The sequence below is a fragment of the Microbacterium sp. CFBP9023 genome (assembly GCF_034045055.1).
Taxonomy (GTDB): domain Bacteria; phylum Actinomycetota; class Actinomycetes; order Actinomycetales; family Microbacteriaceae; genus Microbacterium.
The window spans coordinates 640,516-664,905 of record NZ_JAXCWI010000001.1 but is presented as its reverse complement, the minus strand read 5'-3'; the positions used below and the strand labels follow the sequence as shown (position 1 = coordinate 664,905).

Annotated in this window: 23 protein-coding genes and 4 tRNA genes; 14 read left to right on the top strand and 13 right to left on the bottom strand. The window is 67.7% G+C overall.

What is annotated here, in order from left to right; translation table 11 throughout:
- The 3 genes from SOM10_RS03230 to SOM10_RS03220 are packed head-to-tail and all read left to right on the top strand — an operon-like array spanning position 1 to position 4,185.
- Positions 1–1,632: an FAD-binding oxidoreductase gene (locus tag SOM10_RS03230; RefSeq protein ID WP_320488371.1), complete on the top strand. Its 1,632-nt coding sequence runs from the start codon at positions 1–3 to the stop codon at positions 1,630–1,632.
- Positions 1,625–2,536 (top strand): YegS/Rv2252/BmrU family lipid kinase, encoded by a 912-nt coding sequence (locus SOM10_RS03225; protein WP_320488369.1) that lies wholly within the window; start codon positions 1,625–1,627, stop codon positions 2,534–2,536. Before SOM10_RS03230 ends, SOM10_RS03225 begins: the two co-directional genes overlap by 8 nt.
- Positions 2,533–4,185, top strand: coding sequence for a GMC family oxidoreductase (locus tag SOM10_RS03220; RefSeq protein WP_320488367.1), 1,653 nt, complete (start codon positions 2,533–2,535; stop codon positions 4,183–4,185). The genes SOM10_RS03225 and SOM10_RS03220 overlap by 4 nt, the downstream gene beginning before the upstream one ends.
- Before the next feature lie 46 nt (positions 4,186–4,231).
- Here the strand turns inward: SOM10_RS03220 and SOM10_RS03215 are convergent, their stop codons facing one another.
- From SOM10_RS03215 to SOM10_RS03200, 4 genes are all read right to left on the bottom strand, one after another.
- Positions 4,232–6,391 (bottom strand): 3-hydroxyacyl-CoA dehydrogenase NAD-binding domain-containing protein, encoded by a 2,160-nt coding sequence (locus SOM10_RS03215; RefSeq protein ID WP_320488365.1) that lies wholly within the window; start codon positions 6,389–6,391, stop codon positions 4,232–4,234.
- Between the two features lie 5 nt (positions 6,392–6,396).
- Complete coding sequence (locus SOM10_RS03210) at positions 6,397–7,602, bottom strand: thiolase family protein (RefSeq protein WP_053096225.1); 1,206 nt, start codon at positions 7,600–7,602, stop codon at positions 6,397–6,399.
- Positions 7,603–7,675: 73 nt separating this feature from the next.
- Positions 7,676–8,869: a ribonuclease D gene (locus tag SOM10_RS03205; RefSeq protein WP_320488363.1), complete on the bottom strand. Its 1,194-nt coding sequence runs from the start codon at positions 8,867–8,869 to the stop codon at positions 7,676–7,678.
- Complete coding sequence (locus SOM10_RS03200) at positions 8,862–9,443, bottom strand: DUF3000 domain-containing protein (RefSeq protein ID WP_056278798.1); 582 nt, start codon at positions 9,441–9,443, stop codon at positions 8,862–8,864. Before SOM10_RS03200 ends, SOM10_RS03205 begins: the two co-directional genes overlap by 8 nt.
- A gap of 25 nt (positions 9,444–9,468) precedes the next feature.
- Here SOM10_RS03200 and SOM10_RS03195 point away from each other — a divergent pair, with 25 nt between their 5' ends.
- The gene (locus SOM10_RS03195; RefSeq protein ID WP_056278797.1) at positions 9,469–10,623 is read left to right on the top strand and encodes an alpha/beta hydrolase family protein; all 1,155 of its coding nucleotides are present in this window, start codon (positions 9,469–9,471) and stop codon (positions 10,621–10,623) included.
- Here SOM10_RS03195 and SOM10_RS03190 read toward each other — a convergent pair.
- Both SOM10_RS03190 and SOM10_RS03185 read right to left on the bottom strand, forming a co-directional pair.
- A complete protein-coding gene (locus SOM10_RS03190) occupies positions 10,607–11,038 on the bottom strand; it encodes a SufE family protein (RefSeq protein WP_072591311.1) in 432 nt (143 codons plus the stop codon). The two genes, SOM10_RS03195 and SOM10_RS03190, sit on opposite strands and share 17 nt — an antisense overlap.
- 19 nt (positions 11,039–11,057) lie before the next feature.
- On the bottom strand, positions 11,058–11,951 hold the full coding sequence (locus SOM10_RS03185) for a sulfurtransferase (RefSeq protein ID WP_320488361.1): 894 nt from the start codon (positions 11,949–11,951) through the stop codon (positions 11,058–11,060).
- 146 nt (positions 11,952–12,097) lie between these two features.
- On the opposite strand from SOM10_RS03185, the gene zapE reads away from it, so the two are divergent.
- From zapE to SOM10_RS03165, 4 genes are all read left to right on the top strand, one after another.
- Entirely contained in the window at positions 12,098–13,147 is a 1,050-nt protein-coding gene (zapE, locus tag SOM10_RS03180) for a cell division protein ZapE (protein ID WP_056278794.1), read from the top strand.
- Between the two features lie 115 nt (positions 13,148–13,262).
- Positions 13,263–14,501 carry an ammonium transporter gene (locus SOM10_RS03175; RefSeq protein ID WP_053096211.1) on the top strand — a complete coding sequence of 413 codons (1,239 nt, stop codon included), beginning with the start codon at positions 13,263–13,265 and terminating at the stop codon, positions 14,499–14,501.
- A 20-nt stretch (positions 14,502–14,521) separates the two neighbouring features.
- Positions 14,522–15,100 (top strand): type II toxin-antitoxin system PemK/MazF family toxin, encoded by a 579-nt coding sequence (locus SOM10_RS03170; protein ID WP_083569336.1) that lies wholly within the window; start codon positions 14,522–14,524, stop codon positions 15,098–15,100.
- Positions 15,101–15,194: 94 nt separating this feature from the next.
- A complete protein-coding gene (locus SOM10_RS03165; RefSeq protein ID WP_053096209.1) occupies positions 15,195–15,578 on the top strand; it encodes an SPW repeat domain-containing protein in 384 nt (127 codons plus the stop codon).
- Between the two features lie 51 nt (positions 15,579–15,629).
- Here the strand turns inward: SOM10_RS03165 and SOM10_RS03160 are convergent, their stop codons facing one another.
- The 3 genes from SOM10_RS03160 to SOM10_RS03150 form a co-directional block, all read right to left on the bottom strand.
- Complete coding sequence (locus SOM10_RS03160) at positions 15,630–15,992, bottom strand: GIY-YIG nuclease family protein (protein WP_320488360.1); 363 nt, start codon at positions 15,990–15,992, stop codon at positions 15,630–15,632.
- An 89-nt stretch (positions 15,993–16,081) separates the two neighbouring features.
- Positions 16,082–16,534: a hypothetical protein gene (locus tag SOM10_RS03155; protein ID WP_056278792.1), complete on the bottom strand. Its 453-nt coding sequence runs from the start codon at positions 16,532–16,534 to the stop codon at positions 16,082–16,084.
- A gap of 92 nt (positions 16,535–16,626) precedes the next feature.
- Positions 16,627–16,702 (bottom strand) — tRNA-Val (locus tag SOM10_RS03150).
- Between the two features lie 152 nt (positions 16,703–16,854).
- Between SOM10_RS03150 and SOM10_RS03145 the strand changes: the two genes are divergently transcribed.
- The 3 genes from SOM10_RS03145 to SOM10_RS03135 all read left to right on the top strand — a co-directional run bounded on the left by SOM10_RS03145 (position 16,855) and on the right by SOM10_RS03135 (position 17,148).
- Positions 16,855–16,927, top strand: a tRNA-Gly gene (locus SOM10_RS03145).
- Between the two features lie 53 nt (positions 16,928–16,980).
- A tRNA-Cys gene (locus SOM10_RS03140) sits at positions 16,981–17,051 on the top strand.
- 25 nt (positions 17,052–17,076) lie between these two features.
- A tRNA-Val gene (locus SOM10_RS03135) sits at positions 17,077–17,148 on the top strand.
- A 71-nt stretch (positions 17,149–17,219) separates the two neighbouring features.
- On the opposite strand, the gene SOM10_RS03130 is transcribed toward SOM10_RS03135, so the two are convergent.
- Positions 17,220–18,569, bottom strand: a complete 1,350-nt coding sequence (locus SOM10_RS03130; RefSeq protein WP_320488358.1) for a deoxyribodipyrimidine photo-lyase — start codon at positions 18,567–18,569, stop codon at positions 17,220–17,222.
- Positions 18,570–18,625: 56 nt separating this feature from the next.
- Positions 18,626–19,045 (bottom strand): DoxX family protein, encoded by a 420-nt coding sequence (locus tag SOM10_RS03125; RefSeq protein ID WP_053096202.1) that lies wholly within the window; start codon positions 19,043–19,045, stop codon positions 18,626–18,628.
- 101 nt (positions 19,046–19,146) lie between these two features.
- Between SOM10_RS03125 and SOM10_RS03120 the strand changes: the two genes are divergently transcribed.
- From SOM10_RS03120 to SOM10_RS03110, 3 genes are all read left to right on the top strand, one after another.
- Positions 19,147–19,506 carry a YnfA family protein gene (locus tag SOM10_RS03120; RefSeq protein ID WP_053096200.1) on the top strand — a complete coding sequence of 120 codons (360 nt, stop codon included), beginning with the start codon at positions 19,147–19,149 and terminating at the stop codon, positions 19,504–19,506.
- Between the two features lie 121 nt (positions 19,507–19,627).
- Positions 19,628–21,553 (top strand): threonine--tRNA ligase, encoded by a 1,926-nt coding sequence (gene thrS, locus SOM10_RS03115; protein WP_232224560.1) that lies wholly within the window; start codon positions 19,628–19,630, stop codon positions 21,551–21,553.
- Positions 21,550–22,098, top strand: a complete 549-nt coding sequence (locus SOM10_RS03110) for an HIT family protein (protein WP_053096196.1) — start codon at positions 21,550–21,552, stop codon at positions 22,096–22,098. Before thrS ends, SOM10_RS03110 begins: the two co-directional genes overlap by 4 nt.
- Before the next feature lie 21 nt (positions 22,099–22,119).
- Here SOM10_RS03110 and pdxY read toward each other — a convergent pair whose 3' ends face one another.
- The gene (gene pdxY, locus SOM10_RS03105) at positions 22,120–22,971 is read right to left on the bottom strand and encodes a pyridoxal kinase PdxY (RefSeq protein WP_320488356.1); all 852 of its coding nucleotides are present in this window, start codon (positions 22,969–22,971) and stop codon (positions 22,120–22,122) included.
- Between the two features lie 46 nt (positions 22,972–23,017).
- Positions 23,018–24,325, bottom strand: a complete 1,308-nt coding sequence (locus SOM10_RS03100; protein WP_320488355.1) for an aminotransferase class I/II-fold pyridoxal phosphate-dependent enzyme — start codon at positions 24,323–24,325, stop codon at positions 23,018–23,020.
- Positions 24,326–24,390 lie beyond the last annotated feature (65 nt).

Sequence of the window (24,390 nt, the reverse complement as noted above, 5' to 3'; positions counted from 1 at the left end):
ATGGGCTCAGAGAACGGCAGGGTTGCCGTGACGACGGAGATGCGATGGAACGGCTGGGGCGATCCCGCCAGGGCGTCGGATCTGCCGCGCGCCGTCCGGATGATGCTGCCGTTGCTGCTCGGTCGCGTGCACAGGCCCGCGACGCCCGTGGAACTCGCCGAGGTGGCGCTCGCGAAGTCGTCGCTCCAGGAGGACGATCTCGAGGGACTGGCCGCCGTCGTCGGCGCGGAGCACATCGACATCTCGAGCGAGACGCGCATCCGCCATGCCGGGGGACGTTCGACGCCGGACCTTCTCCGGCGCCGTAGACCTCAGCAGACTTCCCCTGACGCGGTGGTGCTGCCGGGAACCCACGATGAGGTCGCGGCGGTGCTCCGGGCGTGCGTCGACCGGAGGATAGCCGTGGTCCCGTTCGGCGGTGGGACGAGCGTGGTGGGCGCTCTCGATCCCGAACGCGGCACGCACCGCGCTGTCGTCAGCCTGGATCTGCGCCGGCTCTCGGGCCTCATCCACTTCGACGAGGCGAGCGGCGAAGCGATTCTCGCCGCCGGAACGACGGGGCCGGATGCTGAGGCTCTGCTAGCGGCCAGGGGGTTCGAACTCGGTCACTACCCCCAGAGCTTCCGGTACGCCACGATCGGAGGGTTCGCCGCTGCACGCTCGTCAGGTCAGAACTCGGCAGGGCATGGGCGATTCGACTCCATGGTCACCGGGCTGAGAGTCGCGACGCCGACCGGCGACATCGAGCTCGGACGGTCGCCGGGATCTTCAGCCGGGCCCGATCTCGTCCGCGTCTTCCTGGGGTCGGAGGGCATGTTCGGCGTCATCACGGAAGTGAGAGTGCGCGTTCATCCGGTACCGCGCGACCGCCTCTTCGAAGCCTGGACCTTCGCGGACTTCACGCAGGGCGTCGAGGGACTGCGCCGCGTGACGCAGCACGGTGGCGGCCCCACAGTGCTGCGTCTGTCGGATGAAGCCGAGACGGCGGTCAGCCTCGCCCAGGTCGGTCGGATCGGGCAGGCCCTCGCGAAGGGCGCGAGCCTCGTCACCGTCTATGAGGGAGACGACATCGCCGAGCGTCGGGGGCGCACATCGGCGATCCTGGCGGCGGCCGGTGGGATCTCGTCGGGTGAGGGCGCCGCAGAGGGGTGGCTCTCCGGGCGCTTCGACGGTCCGTATCTGCGCGACTCGCTGCTGGATGCAGGAGTGTTCTGCGAGACGCTCGAGACGGCGACCACCTGGTCGAACCTGCTGCACCTCAGAGCGGCGGTCACGTCGGCTCTTCGCGCAGGATTCGAGGATGCCGGCGCCCGGTCGTACGTGATGTGCCACGTCTCGCACGTCTATCCCACCGGAGCCTCGCTGTATTTCACGGTGATCGCGAACCTCCGATCCGAACCGCTCGACACCTGGACGCAGATCAAGCGACGCGTGAACGATGCGCTGCTCGCGGCGGGCGGTACCATCAGCCATCATCATGCGGTCGGTCGTGATCATGCCGCCTGGCTGGAGCAGGAGATCGGAGACACGGGGGTGCGAATCCTCGCGGCCATCAAGCGGGAGCTCGATCCGACGTGGATCCTCAACCCGGGAGCGGTCATCTCGTCGGATCGGTCGCGCGGACGTGGCTGAGCACATCGCGGTGCTGTCGAACCCGTTCGCAGGAAAAGGTCGTGGTGCCCGAGAGACCGAGGTCGCCGTGGCGCACCTGCGATCCCGAGGAGCGGACGTGCGGGCGTACACGGGCGAGTCGGCGGCATCGAGTCGGCTCCTGGCGACTCGGGCGCTCGACGCGCGCCCGGGGGTGCTCGTCGTGGTGGGCGGAGACGGCACGCTGTCCGGCATCCTCGACGTGGTCTGCGCTGCGGGGGTTCCGGTGGTCCTGGTGCCTGCGGGCACGGGCAACGACCTCGCTCGAGCCCTGGGCCTGCCGCGTCGCGACGCGGTCGCTGCGGCCGAGCTCGCTCTGACGGGTATCCCGCGCACGATCGATGTCGGCGAAGTCCGCGCCGCCGACCGCGTCGATCTGTTCCTGACGATCGCCGCCCTCGGGTTCGATGCGAAGGTGAGCGATCGGACCAATCGGCTGCGCTGGCCGCGCGGCGTGCTGCGCTACTACCTGGCGCTGGTCGTGGAGCTCGTGCGACTGCGGCCGATGGATTTCACCGTCTCCCTCGATGGCGCGGAGCCGGTTCACGTGCCGGGAACGCTCGTCGCCGTGGGCAATACGCCGAGCTACGGAGGTGGCATGCCTCTCTGCGTGGGCGCCGCCGCGGACGACGGGATGCTGGACATCGTGCACGTCGCGCCGCTGACCCGGCTCCGCCTGCTGCGGCTGTTCCCGCTCCTGCTGCGCGGAGTGCATCTCGCTCGACCGGAGGTGACGCGGCGCCAGGCTCGTACCGTGACAGTGAGCGCGCCGGGACTCGTCGTCTACGCCGACGGAGAGCGCATCGCCGAAGATGAGTGCACGATCGGAATCCGGCGCTCCGCGCTGACCGTCCTCGTCCCCTCGGGTGCCGGAGGGACACCGTGAACCACAGGTCGGCTTCTCCTCACCACGCCCAGGACTTCGACGAGGACGTCGTCGTCATCGGCTCGGGGTTCGGCGGATCGGTCGCTGCGTTGCGGCTCGTGGAGAAGGGCTACCGTGTCCGCGTGTACGAGGCGGGCCGACGCTTCGAGGACGAGGACTTCGCGAAGACCAGCTGGGACGTCCGCCGCTATCTGTGGGCACCGAGGCTCGGCTGTTTCGGCATCCAGCGCATCCATCGCCTGCCGCACGTGATGATCCTCGCCGGGGCGGGCGTGGGCGGAGGGTCTCTCAACTATGCCAATACGCTGTACCAGCCCGGCGGAGCGTTCTTCGCGGATCCGCAGTGGGGCGCTCTCGCAGACTGGGAGGAGGAGCTGGCGCCGCACTATGCGACGGCGAAGCGGATGCTCGGGGTGGTCGAGCGCTACCCGCACTCCGGACCCGTCGAGCGCATCATGGCAGGAGCGGCCGAAGATCTCGGCGTAGGAAGCACATTCCGACACGCGCCGGTCGGGGTCTGGTTCGGCGCGCCGGGAGTTCGAACGCCCGATCCCTTCTTCGGTGGGGAGGGGCCGGACCGCACCGGATGCACTCTCTGCGGCAACTGCATGGTCGGATGCCGCGTCGGCGCGAAGAACACGCTCATGAAGAACTACCTGGCTCTGGCCCAGAGGCGAGGCTCCGTCATCGAAGCGCTGCGCACCGTCACCGAGGTGCGTGCCCTGGCAGACGGCGGCTTCGCCGTGACGACGGAGCGCAGCGGAGCGTGGTTCCGGCGCGACCGTCGCACCGTGAGCGCGCGTCAGGTGGTGCTCGCCGCGGGAACCTGGGGCACGCAACAGCTGCTGCATCGGATGAAGCTGTCCGGGGCCCTTCCACGGGTCTCCGATGCGGTGGGTCGCCTGACGCGGACCAACTCCGAGGCTCTCGACGGTGCCGTCGCCGTCGCCGTTCCGGCGTCCCTCGAACTCGCGCACGGTGTCGCGATCACGACCTCGTTCCACATCGACGAGAGCACTCACGTCGAGAATGTGCGGTACGGGCCGGGATCGAACCTGATGGGGGCCCTCGCATCGCTGATGGTGCCGGGCGACCGAGGTCTCGGAGGCCGTCTCGTGAGTGTGCTGGGCCAGGTCGTCCGCGCACCGATCCGTCAGTTTCGCCTGGGCTCGCTCCGACGTTGGAGCGAACGGGGCATCATCGCACTCGTGATGCAGACCCTGGACAATTCGCTCACTCTGTCGCTCCGGCGCAGATTCGGGCGGATGGTCATGACGAGCGCGCAGGGGCACGGCGAACCGAACCCCAGTCATCTTCCGCAGGCTCATCGCGCGGCTTCGGCGATCGCCGCGCGTGTCGAGAAGGACGGCGGGGTCGCCGCCGAGCCTCGCGGATCCTGGCCCGAGATCTTCGGGATTCCGCTCACCGCCCACTTCCTCGGCGGAGCGGTGATCTCTGGGGCGCCCGAGACCGGTGTCGTCGACCCCTTCCACCGGGTGTGGGGTCACCCGGGGCTGCACGTCATGGACGGCGCAGCGGTTCCCGCGAATCCCGGGGTGAATCCGTCGCTCACGATCACCGCGCTCGCTGAGAGAGCGATGTCGTTCTGGCCGCGTTCCGGTGAGCTCGACGAGCGTCCTGCACCGTAGACACGGAAAAGGGGGCCGCCGGACGGCGGCCCCCCAGAGGTTCAGCTCAGCGGTGCTCGATGCCGCGGATCTGCGGAGTGTGGAACTCTCCGCCGAACGCGCGCTGCGAGGCGCCCTCGCGGTCGAGGTAGGGCGAAGCCCCACCATCGATGAAGGGCCAGCCCGCGCCGAGGATCAGGCACAGGTCGATGTCCTCGACCTCGGGTACGACGCCCTCGTCGAGCATCATCTTGATCTCGCTCGCAAGGCCGTCCTGCACCCGTTGCAGGATCGTCTCGGCCGACGCGGGCGTCTTGCCGACAGCGGGCTTCAGCAGCTTCTCGGCCTGCTTCGTCCAGCCGGTCACACGACCGCCCTTGTCCTTCTCGATGACCCCGTCGAGCTCCGCGAGAGCGTGGAAGTTCTCGTTTGCGTAGAAGCGATCGGGGAACGCGTGCGCCATCGTGTCCTGCACGTGGGCGGCGACCTTCCATCCGACGAGATCGATCAGCTGGAAGGGACCCATCGGGAGTCCGAGGGGCGCGAAGGCCTTCTCGACATCCGTGATCGGGGTGCCCTCGTACACCGCGCGAGCCGCTTCGCCCATGACCTTGGCCAGCAGACGGTTCACGACGAAGCCCGGCGCGTCGGCGGTGAGGACCGCGTTCTTGCCGAGATTCTTCGCGACGACGAACGCGGTCGAGAGCGCCGCCTCCGAGGTCGTCGGTGTCTTGACGATCTCGATCAGCGGCATCACTGCCACCGGGTTGAAGAAGTGGAAGCCGACGAGGCGCTCGGGGTGAGCGAGCTTCGCGCCGATCTCCTCGACCGAGAGCGAGGAGGTGTTGGTCGCCAGGATCGCGTCCTCGGCGATGATCTTCTCGATCTCGCCGAACACCTGCTGCTTGACGCCGACCTCCTCGAACACGGCCTCGATGACGAAGTCGCAGTCCGCATAAAGGTTCTTGTCCGTCGTCCCGGTCACGAGCGCGCGCAGCTTGTTCGCGGAGTCCGCATCCAGGCGGCCCTTGGCCTCGAGCTTGCCGATCTCCTCGTGGATGTAGGCCACGCCCTTGTCGACGCGCGCCTGATCGAGGTCGGTGATGAGTACCGGCACCTGCAGCTTGCGCACGAAGAGCAGGGCGAACTGGCTCGCCATGAGACCAGCGCCGATGATGCCGACCTTCGTGACCTTCTTCGCAAGTGCCTTGTCGGGGGCTCCCACCGGACGCTTCGCACGCTTCTGCACGAGGTCGAAGGCGTACATGGATGCTGCGAACTTGTCGCCCGTGACGAGTTCGGCGAGCGCCTCGTCCTCACGGGCGAAGCCCTCCGCCTTGGTGCCGCTCTTGGCCTTGTCGAGCAGGTCGAGTGCGGCGTAGGGCGACTTCGGGACGGTGCCGATCTTCGATTCCAGCATGCCGCGTGCCATCTTGATGGCGATCGGCCACTTCGTGAGTCGCTCGATCTTGCCCGGCTCGTTCCTGCGCTCGACCTTCTTGCCGCCGAGCACGGCGTCCGCCCACGCGAGCGAGTTCTCGAGATAGTTCGCGGCGGGGAAGATCGCGTCGACGATGCCGAGGTCGAACGCCTGCTGCGGCTTCAGCATCCGGTTCTGCTTGAGCGGGTTCGAGATGACCACCTCGAGGGCGTTCTCGATCCCGATCAGGTTGGGCAGCAGGTAGGCGCCGCCCCAGCCGGGGATGATGCCGAGGAAGACCTCGGGGAGTGCGATCGCCGCGGCGGAGGCGTCGACCGTGCGGTAGGTCGAGTTGAGTGCGATCTCGAGTCCGCCTCCGAGTGCGAGTCCGTTCACGAAGGCGAACGACGGAACGCCGAGCTCCCCGAACTTTCCGAGCACCTTGTGGCCGAGCTGCGCGATCAGGCGAGCGTTGTCCCGCGACCCGACCTTGCTGATGTCGGAGAGATCGGCGCCGGCGGCCAGGATGTACTGCTTGCCGGTGATGCCGACCGCCTGGATCTCGCCGGCTGACGCACGAGCGGCCAGGCCGTCCAGCGTCTCACCGAGGGCGGTGAGCGTCGCCGGCCCCAGAGTGTTCGGACGCGTGTGGTCGCGTCCGTTGTCGAGGGTGATCAGTGCGAGCACCTTGCCCGACGCGAGACGGATGTCACGCACGGGGGAGTGCGTGATCACCTCGCCGTCGGTGAGCGCCTGGATGGGGGAGAAGTCCACGTTCGCGTACTGCTCGGAAATCGAGTGGGCCATCAGGCTTACTTCCTCTTCTTGCCGTCGAAGTGCGGGTTCTCCCAGATGACCGAGCCGCCCTGTCCGAGACCGACGCACATGGCCGTCAGGCCGTAGCGCACATCGGGTCGCTCGGCGAACTGCGCCGCGAGCTGGATCATCAGACGCACGCCGGATGCCGCGAGCGGGTGGCCCAGCGCGATCGCGCCGCCCCACTGGTTGACGCGGGGGTCATCGTCGGCGATGCCGAAGTGGTCGAGCAGCGAGATCACCTGGATGGCGAAGGCTTCGTTGAGCTCGAACAGGCCGATGTCGGCGATCGTGAGTCCGGCCTTCTTCAGGGCCTTCTCGGTCGAGGGAATCGGGCCGATTCCCATGATCTCCGGCTGCACGCCTGCGAAGGCGAACGAGACCATGCGCATCTTCGGCGCGAGACCGAACTCCTTGACCGCGCCGCCTCCGGCGAGCAGTGACATCGTGGCGCCGTCTGTGAGGGGCGACGAGGTTCCGGCGGTCACACGGCCGTGCGGGCGGAAAGGAGTCTTGAGGGCCGCGAGGTCCTCCATGGTGGTCTGCGGACGACGACCTTCGTCCTCCGTCGCCAGGCCCCATGCGCCGTCGGCGGTCTTGGTCGCGACGGGCACGAGATCCGGCTGGATCTTGCCCGCGTCGTACGCCGCCTGCACCTTGTGCTGGCTGAGCATGCCGAATCGATCTGAGCGCTCCTTGGTGAGGTGCGGGAAGCGATCGAAGATGCGCTCGGCCGTGACACCCATGTTCAGAGCGCCGGGGTCGACCATGCGCTCCGCGACGAATCGCGGGTTGGGGTCGGCGTTGCCGCCGATCGGGTGGTGACCCATGTGCTCGACCCCGCCGGCGAGCGCGAAGTCGTACATGCCGACCCCGATCGATGCTCCCATCGTGGTGACGCTCGTCATCGCTCCCGCGCACATGCGCTCGACGGCGAGTCCGGGCACCGTCTGCGGGAGTCCTGCGAGGATCGCCACGGAGCGCCCGAGGGTCAGGCCCTGGTCTCCGGTCTGGCTGGTCGCGGCGATGGCGACGTCGTCGATGCGGTCGGCCGGAACGGCTGCGTTCCGCTCCATCAGGCCGATGGTCGCCTTGACGGCGAGGTCATCAGCGCGGGTGTTCCAGTACATGCCTTTTTCGCCGGCGCGCCCGAAGGGGGTGCGCACTCCATCGACGAAGAAGACGTCCGAGATCTCGGCCACTCTGCCTCCAAGTTTGTGCGGTGGCCTCAGTCTATGGAGGGCCGGAAACGGGGAGGAATCGGTTGGATCGAACCTACGAAGCCGGTGCGGACGCCTCGTCGGGCGTTTGCGTCGCCTCTACAAAGGCGTCCGCGATCTTCTGTGCAGTCTGTGCAATCTGCCACGGGCGGGCACCCAGCGCGGCGAGTGCCTCGCCGATGGCCTCGGGCGTCGTTCCCGGTACATCCCACGCCACACGGCGCAGGTGATCGGGGGTGAGCAGGTTCTCGGTCGGCATCCCGAGTTCCTCGGCCGTGGCCTCGACGACCGGGCGGGCGGCTTTGAGTCGCGCGTCGGCCTCCGGATTGCGATCGGACCAGGCTCGCGGCGGCGGCAGCGTATCGCTGGGAACCCGCTCCCGGGGAAGCTCCTCCGTGGCACGTCCGTCGACCATCGCCTGCCACCAGCGGTCGAGCTGGGTGCGGCTCGCTCGGCCCTGGAACTCCTTGATCCCCGCGAGCGCCTGCTTGCTCTGCGGGTTCGCCAGCACGGCCGCGATGAGCGATCGGTCCGGCACCAGACGGCCGGGAGAGACGTCCTGATCCTGGGCGAAGCTCTCGCGAGCCTGCCACAGCGAGCGAGCGACCGCGAGGTTCCGCGCGCCGCGCACCTGGTGCAGTCCGCTGAGTCGTCGCCAGGGGTCTTCGCGAGGAGGCTTCGGCAGTCGGGCGAGCGTGGCGGCGAACTCCTCGGCCGCGTACTCGGTCTTCCCCTGCTCCTCGAGCTCCGCCTCCAGAGCCTCGTAGACGTCGATGAGGTGCAGCACATCGAGTGCCGCGTACTCGAGCCATGCAGCGGGAAGGGGTCTGGTCGACCAGTCCGCCGCGGAGTGCTCCTTCTTGAGCGTGATGCCGAGCGTGTTCTCGACGACCGCGGCGAGTCCGACTCGGTCATGACCCAGCAGTCGCGATGCGAGCTCCGTGTCGAAGATCGTGTGGGGGAGCAGATCGAGTTCGCGCAGAGACGGAAGATCCTGGCTGGCGGCGTGGAACACCCACAGGGCGTCGCCGATGGCCTGCTGCAGAGGGCTGAAGTCGCCGAGAGCGGGAGGGTCGAACAGGAAGACCCCCGCGTCGCGGCGGAACACCTGCACGAGATAGGCGCGCTGGGAGTAGCGGAATCCGGATGCCCTCTCGACGTCCACGGCGACAGGCCCAGTTCCTGCGGCCAGTGCGGCGCATGCCGCGTGGAACTCCGAGACGTCGGAGATCACGGAGTATTCAGTCACGTGCTGCCTTTCGCGCGCCGATAACGGCGATGCCCTCGGAACCGGGCGGAAGACCCGCCAGCATCCCGACCAGTTCGACCCAGGCCTCGACATGGGGTGTGAAGGGGCCCTCGGGTGTCCAGGACGCCCTCAACTCTATCTGTGCGCCGTCTCCTTCGTCGGCGAGTCCGCCGAACCCCTTCGACAGGGTCTTGGTCGACGTGCCCGACGCGGAGTGGTAGCCGGCGCCTCTCGAGTCGAGTGCATCGACGAGCCAGGACCACGTGACGTCGGCGAGCAGGGGGTCGGTGCCGATCTCGGTCTCGAGCGGCGCCTGGGCGAAGATCACGATCCGCCAGTCGCCGTCCCATGCGGCCGGGTTGTCGGGATCATGCAGCAGAACGAAACGTCCCGTCCCGTATGCCGACTCTCCGCCGTCGTCCGGGCGGACGTCGGCTGCGAGGGCGAGGGCGTGCGGAGCGAGGCCCTGCGGCGTCGCTATCTCGCGGATGGTGATGTCTGAGCGGAAGGCGATGTCGCGCAGTTCAGCCACGGCGGCGTCGAAGATCGTCCCGGCATCGGGGTGTGCGGTCACGGCAACAGGCTAGAGTCAGGAAGCGATGAAGAGTCTCAGGCACGCCGTTGCACTCCTTGTCCCTGCTCTGCTCGCTCTGGGGACGGCGCTGGCTCTGCTCGTCTTCAGCGTCGCCCGTCGGGTCGTCATGCCGGCGAAGCGACCGGCGAACGTCGAGATCCTCGCCGTCGACACCGGGGCGCAGACGATCGAGCTCACCCGGACGCGGGACACCGAGCTCCCGGGTCGATACGGACTCTTCACCTCGGGAACGTATGGCTACGTCAAGCTCGGCGCGGTGCTGAGCGCTGATGCCACCACCGTGAGGCGCAAGCTGCTGACGCAGATCGAACCGGGCGCCCGCGTCGACAGGAGCGCGGCGTTCAGCGGTTGGTACTACTCCACTCCCGGCGAGCTCCACCTGCCCTCGCAGAACGTGCTCATCGGTTCCCCGGCCGGGCCATGCCCCGCCTGGCTGTTCCCGGCCGACTCCTCGACGTGGGTGATCCAGGTCCACGGACGAGGGGTCACCCGAGCCGAGTGCCTTCGTGCCGTCCCCGTGCTGCATGCCGCGGGCTTCCCGAACCTCGTCGTCTCATACCGCAACGACGGTGAGGCGCCGCGCAGCCGAAGCGGTGCGTACGCTCTGGGGGCTTCGGAGTGGCGCGACGTCGATGCGGCGGTGTCGTATGCGCTCCGACACGGCGCCGATCGAGTGATCCTGATGGGATGGTCGATGGGCGGAGCGGTCGCGATGCAGACCGCCCTGAACTCGGGCAACCGCGACCGCATCGTCGGTCTCATCCTCGAGTCGCCGGTGATCGACTGGCGCAGCGTGCTGCGATTCCAAGCGCGCGAGTCCGGCATGCACGCACCGCTGCCGGACCTCGCGATGGGCGCACTGTCCGTCCCGTTCACCGCGCGGCTCAGCGGCGCGGAGAACGCGATCCCGTTCGACAGCCTGGACATGGTGTCGCGCGCCGACGAGCTGTCGGTGCCCATCCTCATCCTGCACAGCGACGACGACGGATTCGTGCCCGCCGATGCATCGCACGCACTCGAGCAGGCCAGACCCGACCTGGTCACGATGCCCCGCTTCACGGTCGCCCGGCACACCAAGATCTGGAACTACGACCAGGCAGGGTGGAGCGATGCCATCACCGGATGGCTCGCAGCGCAGGGGTTCAGCGCTTCTGCATGACCTGCTTCTTGGCGCGCATCAGCATGCCGGTCATGCCGCCGATGCGCAGCGGCGACACCGCGCGGGTGAGACCGATCGACTGCGGATAGTCGTCGGGGATCGCGAGAACCTCGTCAGGGGTGAGGCCGGAGATGCCCTGCACGAGGATGCTCGCGAATCCGCGCGTGGTCGGCGCCTCGGGCGGGGCGGTGGCGTGCATGGTCACGATTCCGTCGGCGACCTCGACGTAGATGTAGACCGGTGACTGGCACTCCGCGACGCGCTCGCACATCTCGGGGTGATTCGCGACCTCTTCGGAGACCTCCGGCAGCTCGTCCGAGTACTCCAGCAGGAGCAGCAGTCGATCCGCCTCGGGGGTCTCGAGGAATCCGTCGCGGATCTCGGCGAGGGTGTCAGGAACGTGCGTGGTGCTCATCCCTGTCATTCTCCCACGATCAGAGGGATCCGGGCTCCGCGCCGGTCACGATCGGGACCCGCACCGCGCTGCCCCACTCGGTCCACGAGCCGTCGTAGTTGCGGACGTTCTCGAATCCGAGCAGGTGCTTGAGGACGAACCACGTGTGGCTCGAGCGCTCTCCGATGCGGCAGTACGCGACGACCTCGTCGCCATCGGCGAGTCCGGCCCCGTCACGATAGATCGCGTCGAGTTCGGCCCGCGACCGGAAGCCGCCGTCCTCAGCCACGGCCTTCGCCCACGGCACGCTCTGGGCGGTGGGGATGTGCCCCGCGCGCAGGGCTCCCTCTTCGGGGTAGGCCGGTGCGGTGGTGCGCTCACCGCTGTACTCCTCGGGAGAGCGCACATCGATCAGCGGGCTGCCGATGTGAGCGAGGACATCCTCCTTGTATGCGCGGATCTCCGAATCGTCGCGTTCGACCACGGGATACTCCGTCGGCGTGATCTGCGGGGCGTCCCGGGTGATCTCGCGGCCCTCGGAGATCCAGCGATCGCGTCCGCCGTCGAGCAGCCGAACGTCCTCGTGGCCGAAGAGCGAGAAGACCCAGAGCGCGTAGGCGGCCCACCAGTTGTTCTTGTCGCCGTAGATCACGACGGTGTCGTCGCGGGAGATCCCCTTGGAGCTGAGCAGCTTCGCGAAGCCCTCGCCGTCGACATAGTCGCGCACGACGGGATCGTTGAGCTCGGTGTGCCAGTCGACCTTCACGGCCCCGGGGATGTGGCCCGTCTCGTACAGCAGCACGTCCTCATCGGATTCGACGACGACCAGGCCCGGTGTGCCGAGGCGCTCGGCCAGCCACTCGGTGCTCACGAGACGGCCGGGCTCGGCGTACTCGGCGAACTTTGACGAAGTGGTGTCGAACTCGATGGCCACAGGGATCTCCTCAGACGGTGAGCGGCGATGATGCAGGGGACGACGGCGTAATGTGGAGCCGATACTTCGACGATAGATCCACGCCGTGCGCCCTGCACCCGATTCGTAAGACTTCGACACAGGTGCGCCCCCGACACAGGACCGTGATGACCGACACGCCCAGCCGCACGGGCATCGTGCACCTGACAGATCGACAGCCGACCGTCACCGGTCCCGAGATGCTGGCCAGCCTCGTGCCGCCGCCGCAGTTCGACGGTGCGACGTTCGAGAGCTATCGTGCCGATGCGGCCTACCCCTCGCAGGAGGACGCCAAGGAGACGCTCATCCGGTTCGCCGGACGCGGTGCTCCGCTCAAGCGGGGCGGATTCTTCAGCCGAGCCAAGAAGGAGCCGGAGACGAAGCCGGGCGTCTATCTCGACGGCGGATTCGGCGTCGGCAAGACCCACCTGCTGGCGTCGATCTATCACGCGATGCCCGCGCGCAGGAAGTACTTCGGCTCGTTCATCGAGTACACGGCTCTGGTCGGCGCGCTCGGCTACAAGAACACCGTCGACCTGCTCAAGGGTGCAGACCTGCTGTGCATCGACGAGTTCGAACTCGATGACCCGGGCGACACCATGGTCATGACTCGGCTCATCGGTGAGCTGGTTCCCACCGGCACCAAGCTCGCGGCGACCTCGAACACTCCGCCGAACGCACTGGGTGAGGGCCGCTTCGCCGCACAGGACTTCCTCCGAGAGATCCACGCGATGTCCGACAGCTTCCAGACGATCCGCATCGACGGTGTCGACTTCCGCCAGCGGGCGCTCGACGGGCACGCCGTCGTGAGCGACGACGATTCCTATGCCCGCGCGATCGACGAGGGGGCGGGGCACGGAAACGCGTCCGACGATTCCTTCGCCGACGTCATCCGTCACCTGGCCCGGGTGCACCCCTCGCGGTATCTGCGGATCATCGCCGAGCTGGATCTCGTGGGCCTGCGGGATGTGCGGGTCCTGACCGATCAGTCGGAGGCTCTGCGCTTCGTCGCGTTCGTCGACCGCGTGTACGACGCGCAGATCCCGATCGTCGCCACCGGTGTGAGCCTCGACCAGGTCTTCGCAGAAGAGATGCTGAACGGGGGATATCGCAAGAAATATCTGCGCGCTGTCTCCAGACTCAATGCACTTACACACGCGGATCGCAGTGTCGCGTAACGCAGTGTTCACACACGCGGCGTCTCTGTAACGCCACCGCAACAAACCTCACGCATTCCGGAAATCGGGCCTCGTCACACTGAAGCTCTCAGTTTCCCGAATGTGAGGTTTGACTATGGATGCTCCAGGCAACATCTCCTGGGCGATCACCGCGACCGCCCTCGTACTGCTCATGACGCCCGGCGTCGCCTTCTTCTACGGCGGTCTCGTCAAGGCCAAGAGCGTCGTCAGCATGATGATGATGAGCTTCGGCTCGATCGGTCTCGTCGCCGTCCTCTGGATCCTCTTCGGATTCTCGATGAGCGCGGTCGACAGCCCGACGGCATTCGCCGGCAACCCCTTCGCCGACTTCGGTCTCTCGAGCCTCGCGGCCGGTGAGGGCTCGAACGTCGCACTTCTCGGAGTCGCCTACGGCGCGACCTTCGCGATCATCACCGTCGCGCTCATCTCGGGCGCCATCGCCGACCGCGCGAAGTTCGGCAGCTGGCTCATCTTCGCCGGTGTCTTCGCCACCGTCGGATACTTCCCCGTAGCCGCATGGGTCTGGGGCGGCGGCTGGATCATGAACCTCGGCACCACGCTGTTCGGTGAGGACAGCGGCATCGGCGTCATCGACTACGCCGGTGGTACCGCGGTGCACATCAACGCCGGCGCCGCGGCTCTCGCCCTCGCGATCGTCCTCGGCAAGCGCATCGGCTTCCAGAAGGGCATCCTCAAGCCGCACAACGTGCCGCTGACGCTCCTCGGCGCAGCGCTGCTGTGGTTCGGCTGGTTCGGCTTCAACGCCGGCGCCGAGTGGCTCGCAGAGGACATGGGCGGCGTCGGACTCATCGGCCTGAACACCCTCGGCGCCACGGCGGCCGCGATCCTCGGCTGGATCCTCATCGAGCGCATCAAGGACGGCAAGGCAACCTCGGTCGGTGCAGCGTCCGGCGCGGTCGCCGGTCTCGTCGCCATCACCCCGGCCTGCGCGAACCTGACGCCCGGATGGTCGCTGCTGCTCGGTGCCGTCGCCGGTATCGTCTGCGCCCTGGCGGTCGAGATGAAGTTCCGTCTCGGCTTCGATGACTCGCTCGACGTGGTCGGCATCCACCTGGTGGGTGGCCTCATCGGAACGCTGTACCTCGGCTTCTTCGCCACCGAGACCGGTCTGTTCGTCGGAGGCGACGCACGTCAGCTCGCCGTCCAGGCGATCGCAGCGCTCGGTGTGCTGATCTACTCCTTCGTCGTCGCCTTCATCATCGGCTTCGCGATCGAGAAGACGATCGGCTTCCGCATCACGAGCGAAGACGAGATCGCCGGTGTCGACCAGGTCGTCCACGGCGAGGAGGGCTACGCGCTGGCCGACGCCTGAACTGCCGTTAGGGTGACCGTGTGAGCAACACCAACGGCATCCTGGCACGACTCGCGGAGATCCTCTTCACAGCACTGGGATCTGACCGGGCGTCTCGGACGAAAACTCGTCCGAGACGCCCGGTCTCGCGTCTGCGCACCTCCGAGGAGGTCCGCTCCGCCTCAGGGGCGTCGAGAGCGGCGTCGCGCGGCACCGAGACACGGCGGGTCGACCCCGACCGGATCGATGACCTCCGCATCGGCTACGCGCCCGACCGGGACGGCGCCCCTGACGCGGGTGAGATCATCTGGACCTGGGTGCCCTACGAGGAGAACGACGGTCGAGGCAAGGATCGGCCGGTGCTCGTGATCGGGCGCGAATCCGCAGAACGTGTCTATGCGGTGCGGATGACGAGCAAGGCGCACGACGGCGACCGCGACTACCTGTCGATCGGATCCGGCGGCTGGGACGCGCAGGGACGGGAGTCCTGGGTCGACATCGAGCTGCTGTACAGCGTGCACGAGAGCGGACTGCGCCGTGAGGCCGCGGTGCTCGACCGATCGCGCTACGGGGAGGTCGCTTCGGCTCTGGCTCGACGATACGGCTGGGCGACCGCCTGAAGCCCCGACCCGTGTGACCCGGTCGCAATCCGTTCGACGAACGGCTGCGAACAGTCTGTGAGTCGCAGGATGCGACGACACCACAGGAGGAATCATGCGTTTCATCCCCACCAAGGTCCATGGAATTCTCGACTACATCGTCGGAGTGGCGCTGATCGCCGCTCCGTGGCTCTTCGGCTTCGCGAGCATGGGCGGCCCCGCCGTGATCATCCCGATCGTGCTCGGAATCGGGCTCATCGTCTACAGCCTCTTCACGAAGTACGAATGGGGGCCGTTCGGCGTCATCCCGATGCCCGTCCACCTCGTGTTCGACATCGTCGCGAGCCTGTTCCTCGCGCTGTCGCCGTGGATCTTCGGCTTCTCGACGGAGGCGCCGAACGTCTGGGTGCCGCACGTGGTCGTCGGCGTCGCCGTGATCGTGGTCGTGCTGTTCTCGCAGCCGCAGCCCGCGAAGGTCAAGGCCACCGCTCGCGTTTGATGGCGTACGAACTCTGAAGCCCCGCACGGAACGTCGGCCCTGTGCGGGGCTTCAGTTCTGCAATGCCGCCGCCACCCAGCGCGCGTAGAGCTGCCAGGGGTCGTCCAGCGTGCGCAGTCCGTCGATGTGGGCCGCGAGAGACGGGGTGAGGGTGAACCATTCGCCGCCCTCCCGGATGTCGGCGAACTCGCGGTGTCTCGATTGCTCCACCGCACGGCCACCCGGCTCGAACGCGAGGAGCTCGTCGTGGCGGATGCTCGCGAGTCGGTGACGCGGCCGGCGACTGGTGCCGATCTTCACCCGACGGTCGTAGCGGATGTAGTAGACCACCTCGACCACCGGGCGGGGGAGGTCGGGGTCGGGGGAGTCGCCGTAACGCCACCCGCACCAGTCGCACAGCAGCGCGGTGGTCACGCGCACCGCGTCTCCATGGCCGCAGAGCGGACAAGGGCTCGGGAGCGGAGTGCGCGGCATGGTCGGAACGCTACCGCCGGCCACCGACGTCAGACCTCTCCGCGACTTCTCTTCACCCCGCGCGGCACCCATCTCCACCACATGAAGTGATGGTCCCCCTGCTCGACATCGAACAGCCTCCCGCACACGGCGCATTCGGTGACATAGGTCATCGACCAGCCAGGATCACTCGTCGAGAGGATGCTGACGTGGCCGAGCGCCTGTTCCTTCTCGGGGTCATTCGTGAGCAGCCCGGGGTAAGCGGCGCACCAGCACTCCCTGTCGCGATACTGTTCGAGTTTGGTGAGCGCGTGCGCCAGATGGGCGTTGTTCGAATAGATCATCCCGCCCAGATCGAGCCTCGTCGCCTCGCGCCGGAGCTGCGGAAGCGCGGCGACGAGGGGGTCGAGAGTCGCGGCATCCCGCGAGCGGATCGTCTCCCACACCGCGTGCATCACGCGTCCGCGATCTCCGGAGAGGAAGTCGTCGAGCAGGGTGGGCATGCCGCAACGCTAGCAATCGGAAGATCGGCGCTGGCTCCCGCGCCCTCGCGCCATGAGCAAACCCCGCGGCATCTCAGATGCGCGGGGTTCTGTGGTGGGCGATACCGGACTCGAACCGATGACCTCTTCCGTGTGAAGGAAGCGCGCTACCAACTGCGCCAATCGCCCATACCTGCGGGGTACGTCAACCGATACTACCCGACCGTCGGAGGCCAAGTTGACCACCCTGCGAGACACGCGCGAGATTCGGTTTCGGTTTGGACAGTCGCCGATCATCGGCTAATGTTTCATAAGTGCCCGGGACAACAACCGGGAACAACGCGGATGTAGCGCAGTTGGTAGCGCACAACCTTGCCAAGGTTGGGGTCGCGAGTTCGAGTCTCGTCATCCGCTCAAGTGCAGGGGCCTTCTTCGGAAGGCCTTCGGCACGTGGGGTCAATCCACACGGTGGCGTGGCCGAGCGGCTAGGCACCGGCCTGCAAAGCCGTTTACACGGGTTCGAATCCCGTCGCCACCTCTCAGTAACTGAATAGCCCCAACGGGCGCGATTGGCGCAGCGGTAGCGCGCTTCCCTGACACGGAAGAGGTCACTGGTTCGATCCCAGTATCGCGCACAGACAAAACCCCCGGTTCTCCGGGGGTTTTTTGTTGTCCCATGACGGGGCGCAGCCGTCACCGGCGGCGGTCACCCCGAGACCGGGGACGACCGCTTGACGACCTCGTACGCTGCGAGCGCCGCTTTGCGGGTGGCGGCGAGATCGACGATCGGCTCTGTCGGGGCATCCGACGCCCACTCCGAGATGTACAGGCCGTGCGGGTCGAACTTCTTCGCCTGCAGCTCGGGGTTGAACACCCGGAAGTACGGGGCGGCGTCGGCGCCGGATCCTGCCACCCACTGCCAGTTGAACGGGTTGCTCGCGCCGTCGGCGTCGACCAGGGTGTCCCAGAACCACTCCTCGCCGCGCCGCCAGTCGATGAGCAGGTTCTTCACGAGGAACGAGGCCGTCACCATGCGCACCCGGTTGTGCATGAAACCCGTGTGCCACAGTTCGCGCATCCCCGCATCGACGAGCGGGATCCCGGTATCGCCGCGCTGCCACGCCTCGAGTTCCGACGGCTTGAGCCGCGGCCAGGGGAAGGCGTCGTACTGACGACGGAGGTTCTTCGTGGCGATGTCCGGTGCGTGGAACGTCGTGTGCCAGGCGAATTCGCGCCAGTCCAACTCCGAGAGGAACCCGGCCGCGCCATCTGCCTCCACCGCCGCGTGCCACACGGTGAACGGGCTCAGCTCGCCCCACCGCAGACGCGGTGACAGCAGTGACGTCGCGCCCGCCGACGGCTCATCCCGCGCGCGATCGTACGAGCCGATGTCGTCATGCAGGAACGTACGCAGCCGAGCTCTGGCCGCCGGCTCACCGGGCTCCCAGGCGTCGCGGAGTCCGCCCGCCCAGTCGGGGCGGGTCGGCAGCAGATCCCAGTCGACGAGATCGTCGGACGCCGGGGGTCGGGGCACGCCAGCGACACTCCGGGGCGCGGGGAGGGGCACTCGCGGCGTGGGGAGGGAGAGACATGCCCGCCAGAACGGCGTGAACACCGAGAAGTGGGTGCCGCCGCCGGTCTTCACCGTCCACGGTTCGTGCAGCAGCGACGCCTGGAACGACGTGACCTCGTGGCCGTCCGCGCGCAGCGCCGCTTTGAGCGCTGTGTCGACCTCGCGTTCGGCGCCCCCGTATCGCCGGTTCCAGAACACGGCAGTCGCGCCGGAGTCTGCAACGGTCTCGCGGACGATGCGTTCGGCAGGACCTCGACGCAGCGTCAGAGTGGCGCCGAGTTCCCGCAGCGCATCGTCCAAGGACGCGAGGGAGTGGTGGAGCCACCAGCGTGCGGCTCCGCCGAGCGGTCGGATGCCGGGGGACTCCTCGTCGAGGACGAACAGCACGACCAGTGGTTCACCGCGATCGATCGCCGCCCTGAGCGCCGGATTGTCGGCGAGTCGAAGGTCGTCGCGGAGCCAGACGAGCGAGGGAGAGGCCATGGCTCCATTCTGACGGGGTGGACGGAACGAGTGGGCGGGCTTGCGCTGCCGGCTGCTCAGCGGATACGAGGCACCGCGCGCATCCGCGGTCGAGCCGGCTCAGTCGTCGCCCACAGCGCCCAGACGACGAGAAGAGGCTGGAGGAAGAGTCGTCCGAGACGCCGCGCCTCGGTGTCGAGCCCCGGGGTGGACCGGTGAGTGCGCCACTGGTGCACGTTTCCCGGGAACACGGCGACGAAGAACGCGGCGGTGGCGATTCCGACACGCCGTCTCTCGTTCGGCAGCAGGAGCAGCCCGGCGGCGAGGGCGACCTCCGCGGCGCCCGACGCGATGATGATCGCCTCCTTGTCGAGACGAGTGGCCCGAGTCGCCCAGTCAGGCACGACGACGCGGAAACCGCGGGTGCTCGTGAAGTGGACGATGCCGATCGCACCCAGGGCGAGTGCGAGGATCCAGCGCGCCAGTGGTCTGATCATCCGCTCACGCTACCCCGGCGGAATCGGAGCTCACGGGTGTCGCCCGGGCGCGTCGCGGCAGGTCTGCCCGCCCAAGTGGCGGCCTTTGCCACACTGAGTGCATGACCGTCCTGCGCATCAGCATCCTCTTCGTGCTCGCCGCCGTCGCCGAGATCGGCGGCGCGTGGCTGATCTGGCAGGCCGTGAAGGAGAACCGTGGCTGGGTCTTCGCTGTGCTCGGCGTGATGGCTCTCGGTGCGTACGGGTTCATCGCGGCGCTCCAGCCTGACGCGAACTTCGGACGTGTGCTCGCCTCGTACGGCGGGGTGTTCATCGCCGGATCGCTCGCGTGGGGCATCATCGTCGACGGCTTCAAGCCGACCGTCTGGGACTGGGTCGGCTCGGCGATCGCGCTCGTCGGCGCGGCGATCATCATCCTCGCTCCCACGGCGGCGAACACCGAGTCTGAGGTGGCGTCGTAGCGGTCAGCGGCCCCCGGGCATGCGAGTAGCCTAGATCCAGACCCAGATGGAGTGTGCAGTGCCTGAAAATGCTCAGCCGAAAGACGGCTTCGCCCTGTTCTCTGACCGTTCAGTCGTCGCCATGCGCGTCAACGGGACCCTCAAGGACCTCGCCGCGACAGTGACGGATGCCGACGAGGTCGAGCCGGTCACGATCGACAGTCCCGACGGGCTGAACATCCTGCGTCACTCGGCCGCGCACGTGCTCGCGCAGGCGGTGCAGCGGATCAACCCGCAGGCGAACCTGGGCATCGGGCCGCCCATCACCGACGGCTTCTACTACGACTTCGGCGTCGACACCCCGTTCACGCCCGAGGACATCAAGGCCATCACGAAGGAGATGCAGCGCATCGTCCGTGAGGGGCAGCGCTTCGTGCGTCGTGTCGTCACGGACGACGAGGCGCGGGCAGAGCTGGCCGACGAGCCGTTCAAGCTCGAGCTCATCGGTCTCAAGGGCGGCAAGGAAGCCGCCGAGGGCGCCTCCGTCGAGGTCGGCGAGGGCGAGCTGACGATCTACGACAACACGACCCGCGACGGCGAGGTCGTCTGGAAGGACCTCTGCCGCGGGCCGCACCTGCCCAACACCCGCATGATCGGTAACGGCTGGGATCTGACCCGCATCGCCGCCGCGTACTGGCGGGGCAGCGAGAAGAACCCGCAGCTGCAGCGGATCTACGGCACCGCCTGGCCGTCGAAGGACGAGCTGCGTGAGTACCAGCACCGCCTCGAGGAGGCCGCCAAGCGCGACCACCGCCGTCTCGGCAAGGAGCTCGACCTCTTCTCGTTCCCCGAGGAGATCGGTTCGGGTCTGTCGGTCTGGCACCCCCGTGGCGGCATCGTCCGCGGCGAGATGGAGCAGCACGCTCGCAGGCGCCACATCGAGGGCGGCTACACCTACGTGTACACCCCGCACATCTCGAAGGAAGACCTCTTCCTCACCTCGAACCACCTCGTGACGTACAAGGAGGGCATGTACCCGCCGATCGTCATGGACGAGGAGCGCGACGACGAGGGCAACATCACGAAGCAGGGCCAGGACTACTACCTGAAGCCCATGAACTGCCCGATGCACATCCTGATCTATAAGGAGCGCGCGCGCAGCTACCGTGATCTGCCCCTGCGGTTCGCCGAGAACGGCACCGTCTATCGCAACGAGCTCTCCGGTGCGCTGCACGGCCTCACCCGAGTGCGCGGCTTCACTCAGGATGACTCGCACCTGTTCGTCACCCCCGATCAGCTCGAGGGCGAGGTCGCGAAGGTCCTGGAGTTCATCCTGTCGATGCTGCGCGACTTCGGTCTCACCGACTTCGAGCTCGAGCTGTCGATGAAGGATGACGAGAAGTCCAAGTGGATCGGCTCGGACGAGTTCTGGGAATCGTCGACCGATGCTCTCCGCCGGGTCGCCGTGGCATCCGGCCTGAAGCTCACCGAAGTCCCCGGCGAGGCCGCGTTCTACGGACCGAAGATCGACCTCAAGACGCGTGATGCGATCGGCCGCACCTGGCAGCTGTCGACCGTGCAGGTCGACCCTAACCTGCCCGAGCGCTTCGAGCTCGAGTACATGGACAAGGACGGCCAGAAGAAGCGTCCGATCATGATCCACCGTGCGCTGTTCGGCTCGATCGAGCGGTTCTTCGCGATCCTCCTCGAGCACTACGCCGGCGACTTCCCGGTGTGGCTGTCGCCCGTGCAGGTCGTGGGGATCCCCGTCGCCGACGAGTTCGCCGACTACCTGGGCGAGATCGTCCAGACGCTGCGCACGCAGGGCGTGCGCGCCGAGCTCGACGCCTCCGACGACCGGATGCAGAAGAAGATCCGCACGCACACGACCGGCAAGGTCCCGCTGCTGCTGATCGCGGGCGAGAAGGATCGCGACGCGGGCACCGTCTCGTTCCGCTACCGCGACGGCACGCAGGAGAACGGCGTGCCGATCACCGATGCAGTAGCGCGCATCCGCGCAGCGATCGATGCACACACTCTCGTGCAGACAGCAGGGGACCTGGCGTGACGTCCTCGGAGTCGTGGGAGGACGCCGGCGAGTTCGCGGGCGTCCCCGACGAGTTCCAGCGGCTCTGGACGCCGCACCGGATGGCCTACATCCAGGCTGGTCCTGAGCCACTGCGCGAGGAGTGCCCGTTCTGCGAGGCTCCGAAGTTCCCGGATGCCGAGCGGCTGATCGTCGCCCGGGGGGAGACGGCCTATGTGCTGCTCAACCTTTTCCCGTACAACTCCGGACACCTGCTGGTGTGCCCGTACCGCCACATCGGCACCTACGACCAGGCGACACCCGAGGAGGTCGCCGAGATCGGGGCACTGACCCAGATCGGCATGCGCGTGCTCCGCGAGGTCTCGCGCTGCGACGGCTTCAACATCGGGATGAATCAGGGTGCCGTCGCCGGTGCCGGAGTCGACGGCCACCTGCACCAGCACATCGTGCCGCGGTGGACGTCGGACGCCAACTTCTTCCCGATCATCGCCAAGACCAAGGCCCTGCCCCAGCTGCTCGGCGAGGTGCGCGAAGCCGTGGCGAACGCCTGGCCGACGACGGCGTAGGCCACGGCTCGGAATCGCGGGTCAGCGCACCTGGCGTGCCGTGAACTGCATCCGAGGGTTCGCGTAGAACTCCTGCGCTTCGACGAGCTGCAGCTCGCGCGCACCCGACTCGAGGGTCGCGGCGAGCAGGTCGAACACGCTGGACGCGGTGCGCTCGAGCGCCGTCTTCGCGTCACCGGATCCGACATAGTGGGCCGTGAAGAGCGCCGCGGTGACATCGCCCGAGCCGTTCGCCTTCATCGGAAGCCGAGGCGTCTGCACGATCCAGGCTCCTGCGGCGTCGGCCACGAGCATCTCGATCGTGTCGTCCTCTCGGTCCGGTCGCTCGACGCTCGTGACCAGCACCGTGCTCGGTCCCATCGCCATGGCCAGGTCGACCGAGGCCAGGGTGGACTCGAGCGTGTCGGGCTCTGTGCCGGTCAGGAACCCGAGCTCGAACTGGTTCGGAGTGATGATGTCGGCAGCCGGCACGACCTTCTCGCGCAGCAGGATCGGGATGGCCGGGGCGACGAAGCACCCTGACTTCGCGTTGCCCATCACCGGATCGCAGGCGTACACGGCGGCGGGATTGGCGGCCTTGACGCGCGCCACGGCGTCGATGATCACATCGCCGATGCCCTCGCCGCCCTGGTAACCGCTCAGCACCGCGTCGATCTCGCCGAACACGCCGCGCTCCTCGATGCCCGTGATGACCTCGCGCACGTCGTCCGGCGAGATGAGCGGACCGCGCCAGGCGCCGTAGCCGGTGTGATTGGAGAAGTTCACGGTGTAGACCGGCAGAACCTCGACGCCGATGCGCTGCAACGGGAAGACCGCGGCGGAGTTCCCGACATGCCCGTACGCGACGGCGGACTGGATGGAGAGGACCTTCATTCCCCGATCCTTTCTTTCAGAGCGGGAATGCTCCCGCGGCGGTGGGTCATCGTGCGGCCGATACGAGGTCGGCGACGAGTGTCGCAGTGTCGTCTTCGGACAGGTCATGCACTGTGAGGCGCAGATGGCGCGACGGATCGGCGCGTTCGTCGAGGGCGAAGTCGTCGCCGGTTCGAGCGAGCCAGCCTCGACGCATGAGGCGTTCGGCGACGATGCGCGCCGGCTTCGGCAACTCGATCCACAGGCTCAGACCGTCGGTGGCGGGGGAGTCGAGGCCATGCTCACGCAGCCGCGACGCGAAGGCCGAATTGCGTGCCGCGTAGTGCTCGCGGGCGTCGGCGATGCGTGCGAGCACCGACTCGTCGGTCAGCTGAGTGAGGGTGAGACGCTGCAGCAGGTGGCTGACCCAGGTGGTTCCGGGACTCAGACGCATGGCGAGGCGCTCTGCCGTGGTGGCATCCGTCGCCGCGATGGCGAGGCACATGTCCGGCCCGAGGAACTTCGAGACCGAGCGCACCAGCGCGAACCGCCGGTGGTCCGGGCCGATCAGCGATTCGTATGGACGCTGCGACAGCATCGAGAAGTGATCGTCCTCGATGATCAGCGCGTACGGATGAGCCGCGAGCACGGCGCGCAGCTCCGCCGCACGAGCGGCCGTGAGACTCGCCCCCGTCGGGTTCTGAGCGCGCGGGGTGCAGATCACCGCTCGCACGCCGGCATCCAAGGCGGCGCGCAGCCCCTCGACCGTCATCCCCTGTTCGTCCACCGGCACGGGAACGGCCCGATACCCGCCGAGTCGGACCGTGTGGATGCTCGCCAGGAAGCAGGGATCCTCGAGTGCGACGGCATCGTCGCGCATCAGCGCCTGCGCGAGCAGTCGCTCGACGGCGTCGACGGCGCCGCTCGTGACGGTGATGCCGAAGTCGAGGTGACCGAGATCATGCGCGATCCATTCGCGCGCCCAGTCCTGCAGCCCCGGGTCGATGACGGGCTCGCCGTAGAGCACCGGACGACCGGCCACCGTGGCCAGCGCAGGCGACGGATCGGGGATCAGCCGAGGGTCAGGGTTGCCTGTCCCGACGTCGCGCAGCACCGTATCGGAGGCGTAGCCCTCCTGGGCCACCGACTCGAGACCGGCGATGACCGTGCCGGCGCGACCTCGGGAGATCACGAGCCCGGCCTGAGCGAGCTGTCGGTATGCGGCGACCGCGGTGTTGCGATTGACGCCGAGGGTCGTGGCGAGCTCCCGCACGGGAGGGAGGGGACTGCCGGCGCGCAGCACACCGCGCTCGCGCAGACCGCGCACGCTGTCGGCGATGTCCGCTGCGGTCGTTCCGGTGATCTGGTCGCTCATGTGTCCTCACCACCGATTCTAGGTCGTTCGGGACAGTGCTACTGTTTGGCCTAGATCAAACGAGA

Coding starts and splice junctions, on each gene's coding strand:
- SOM10_RS03155 (WP_056278792.1), bottom strand. CDS start 16,534: ATGCCCACCCTGCTCGACGACTTCCTCTCCGGAGATCGCGGACGCGTG.
- SOM10_RS03165 (WP_053096209.1), top strand. CDS start 15,195: ATGCGTTTCATCCCCACCAAGGTCCATGGAATTCTCGACTACATCGTC.
- SOM10_RS03120 (WP_053096200.1), top strand. CDS start 19,147: ATGACCGTCCTGCGCATCAGCATCCTCTTCGTGCTCGCCGCCGTCGCC.
- SOM10_RS03230 (WP_320488371.1), top strand. CDS start 1: ATGGGCTCAGAGAACGGCAGGGTTGCCGTGACGACGGAGATGCGATGG.
- SOM10_RS03130 (WP_320488358.1), bottom strand. CDS start 18,569: ATGGCCTCTCCCTCGCTCGTCTGGCTCCGCGACGACCTTCGACTCGCC.
- SOM10_RS03175 (WP_053096211.1), top strand. CDS start 13,263: ATGGATGCTCCAGGCAACATCTCCTGGGCGATCACCGCGACCGCCCTC.
- thrS (WP_232224560.1), top strand. CDS start 19,628: ATGCGCGTCAACGGGACCCTCAAGGACCTCGCCGCGACAGTGACGGAT.
- pdxY (WP_320488356.1), bottom strand. CDS start 22,971: ATGAAGGTCCTCTCCATCCAGTCCGCCGTCGCGTACGGGCATGTCGGG.
- SOM10_RS03100 (WP_320488355.1), bottom strand. CDS start 24,325: ATGAGCGACCAGATCACCGGAACGACCGCAGCGGACATCGCCGACAGC.
- SOM10_RS03215 (WP_320488365.1), bottom strand. CDS start 6,391: ATGGCCCACTCGATTTCCGAGCAGTACGCGAACGTGGACTTCTCCCCC.
- SOM10_RS03195 (WP_056278797.1), top strand. CDS start 9,469: ATGAAGAGTCTCAGGCACGCCGTTGCACTCCTTGTCCCTGCTCTGCTC.
- SOM10_RS03190 (WP_072591311.1), bottom strand. CDS start 11,038: ATGAGCACCACGCACGTTCCTGACACCCTCGCCGAGATCCGCGACGGA.
- SOM10_RS03125 (WP_053096202.1), bottom strand. CDS start 19,045: ATGATCAGACCACTGGCGCGCTGGATCCTCGCACTCGCCCTGGGTGCG.
- zapE (WP_056278794.1), top strand. CDS start 12,098: ATGACCGACACGCCCAGCCGCACGGGCATCGTGCACCTGACAGATCGA.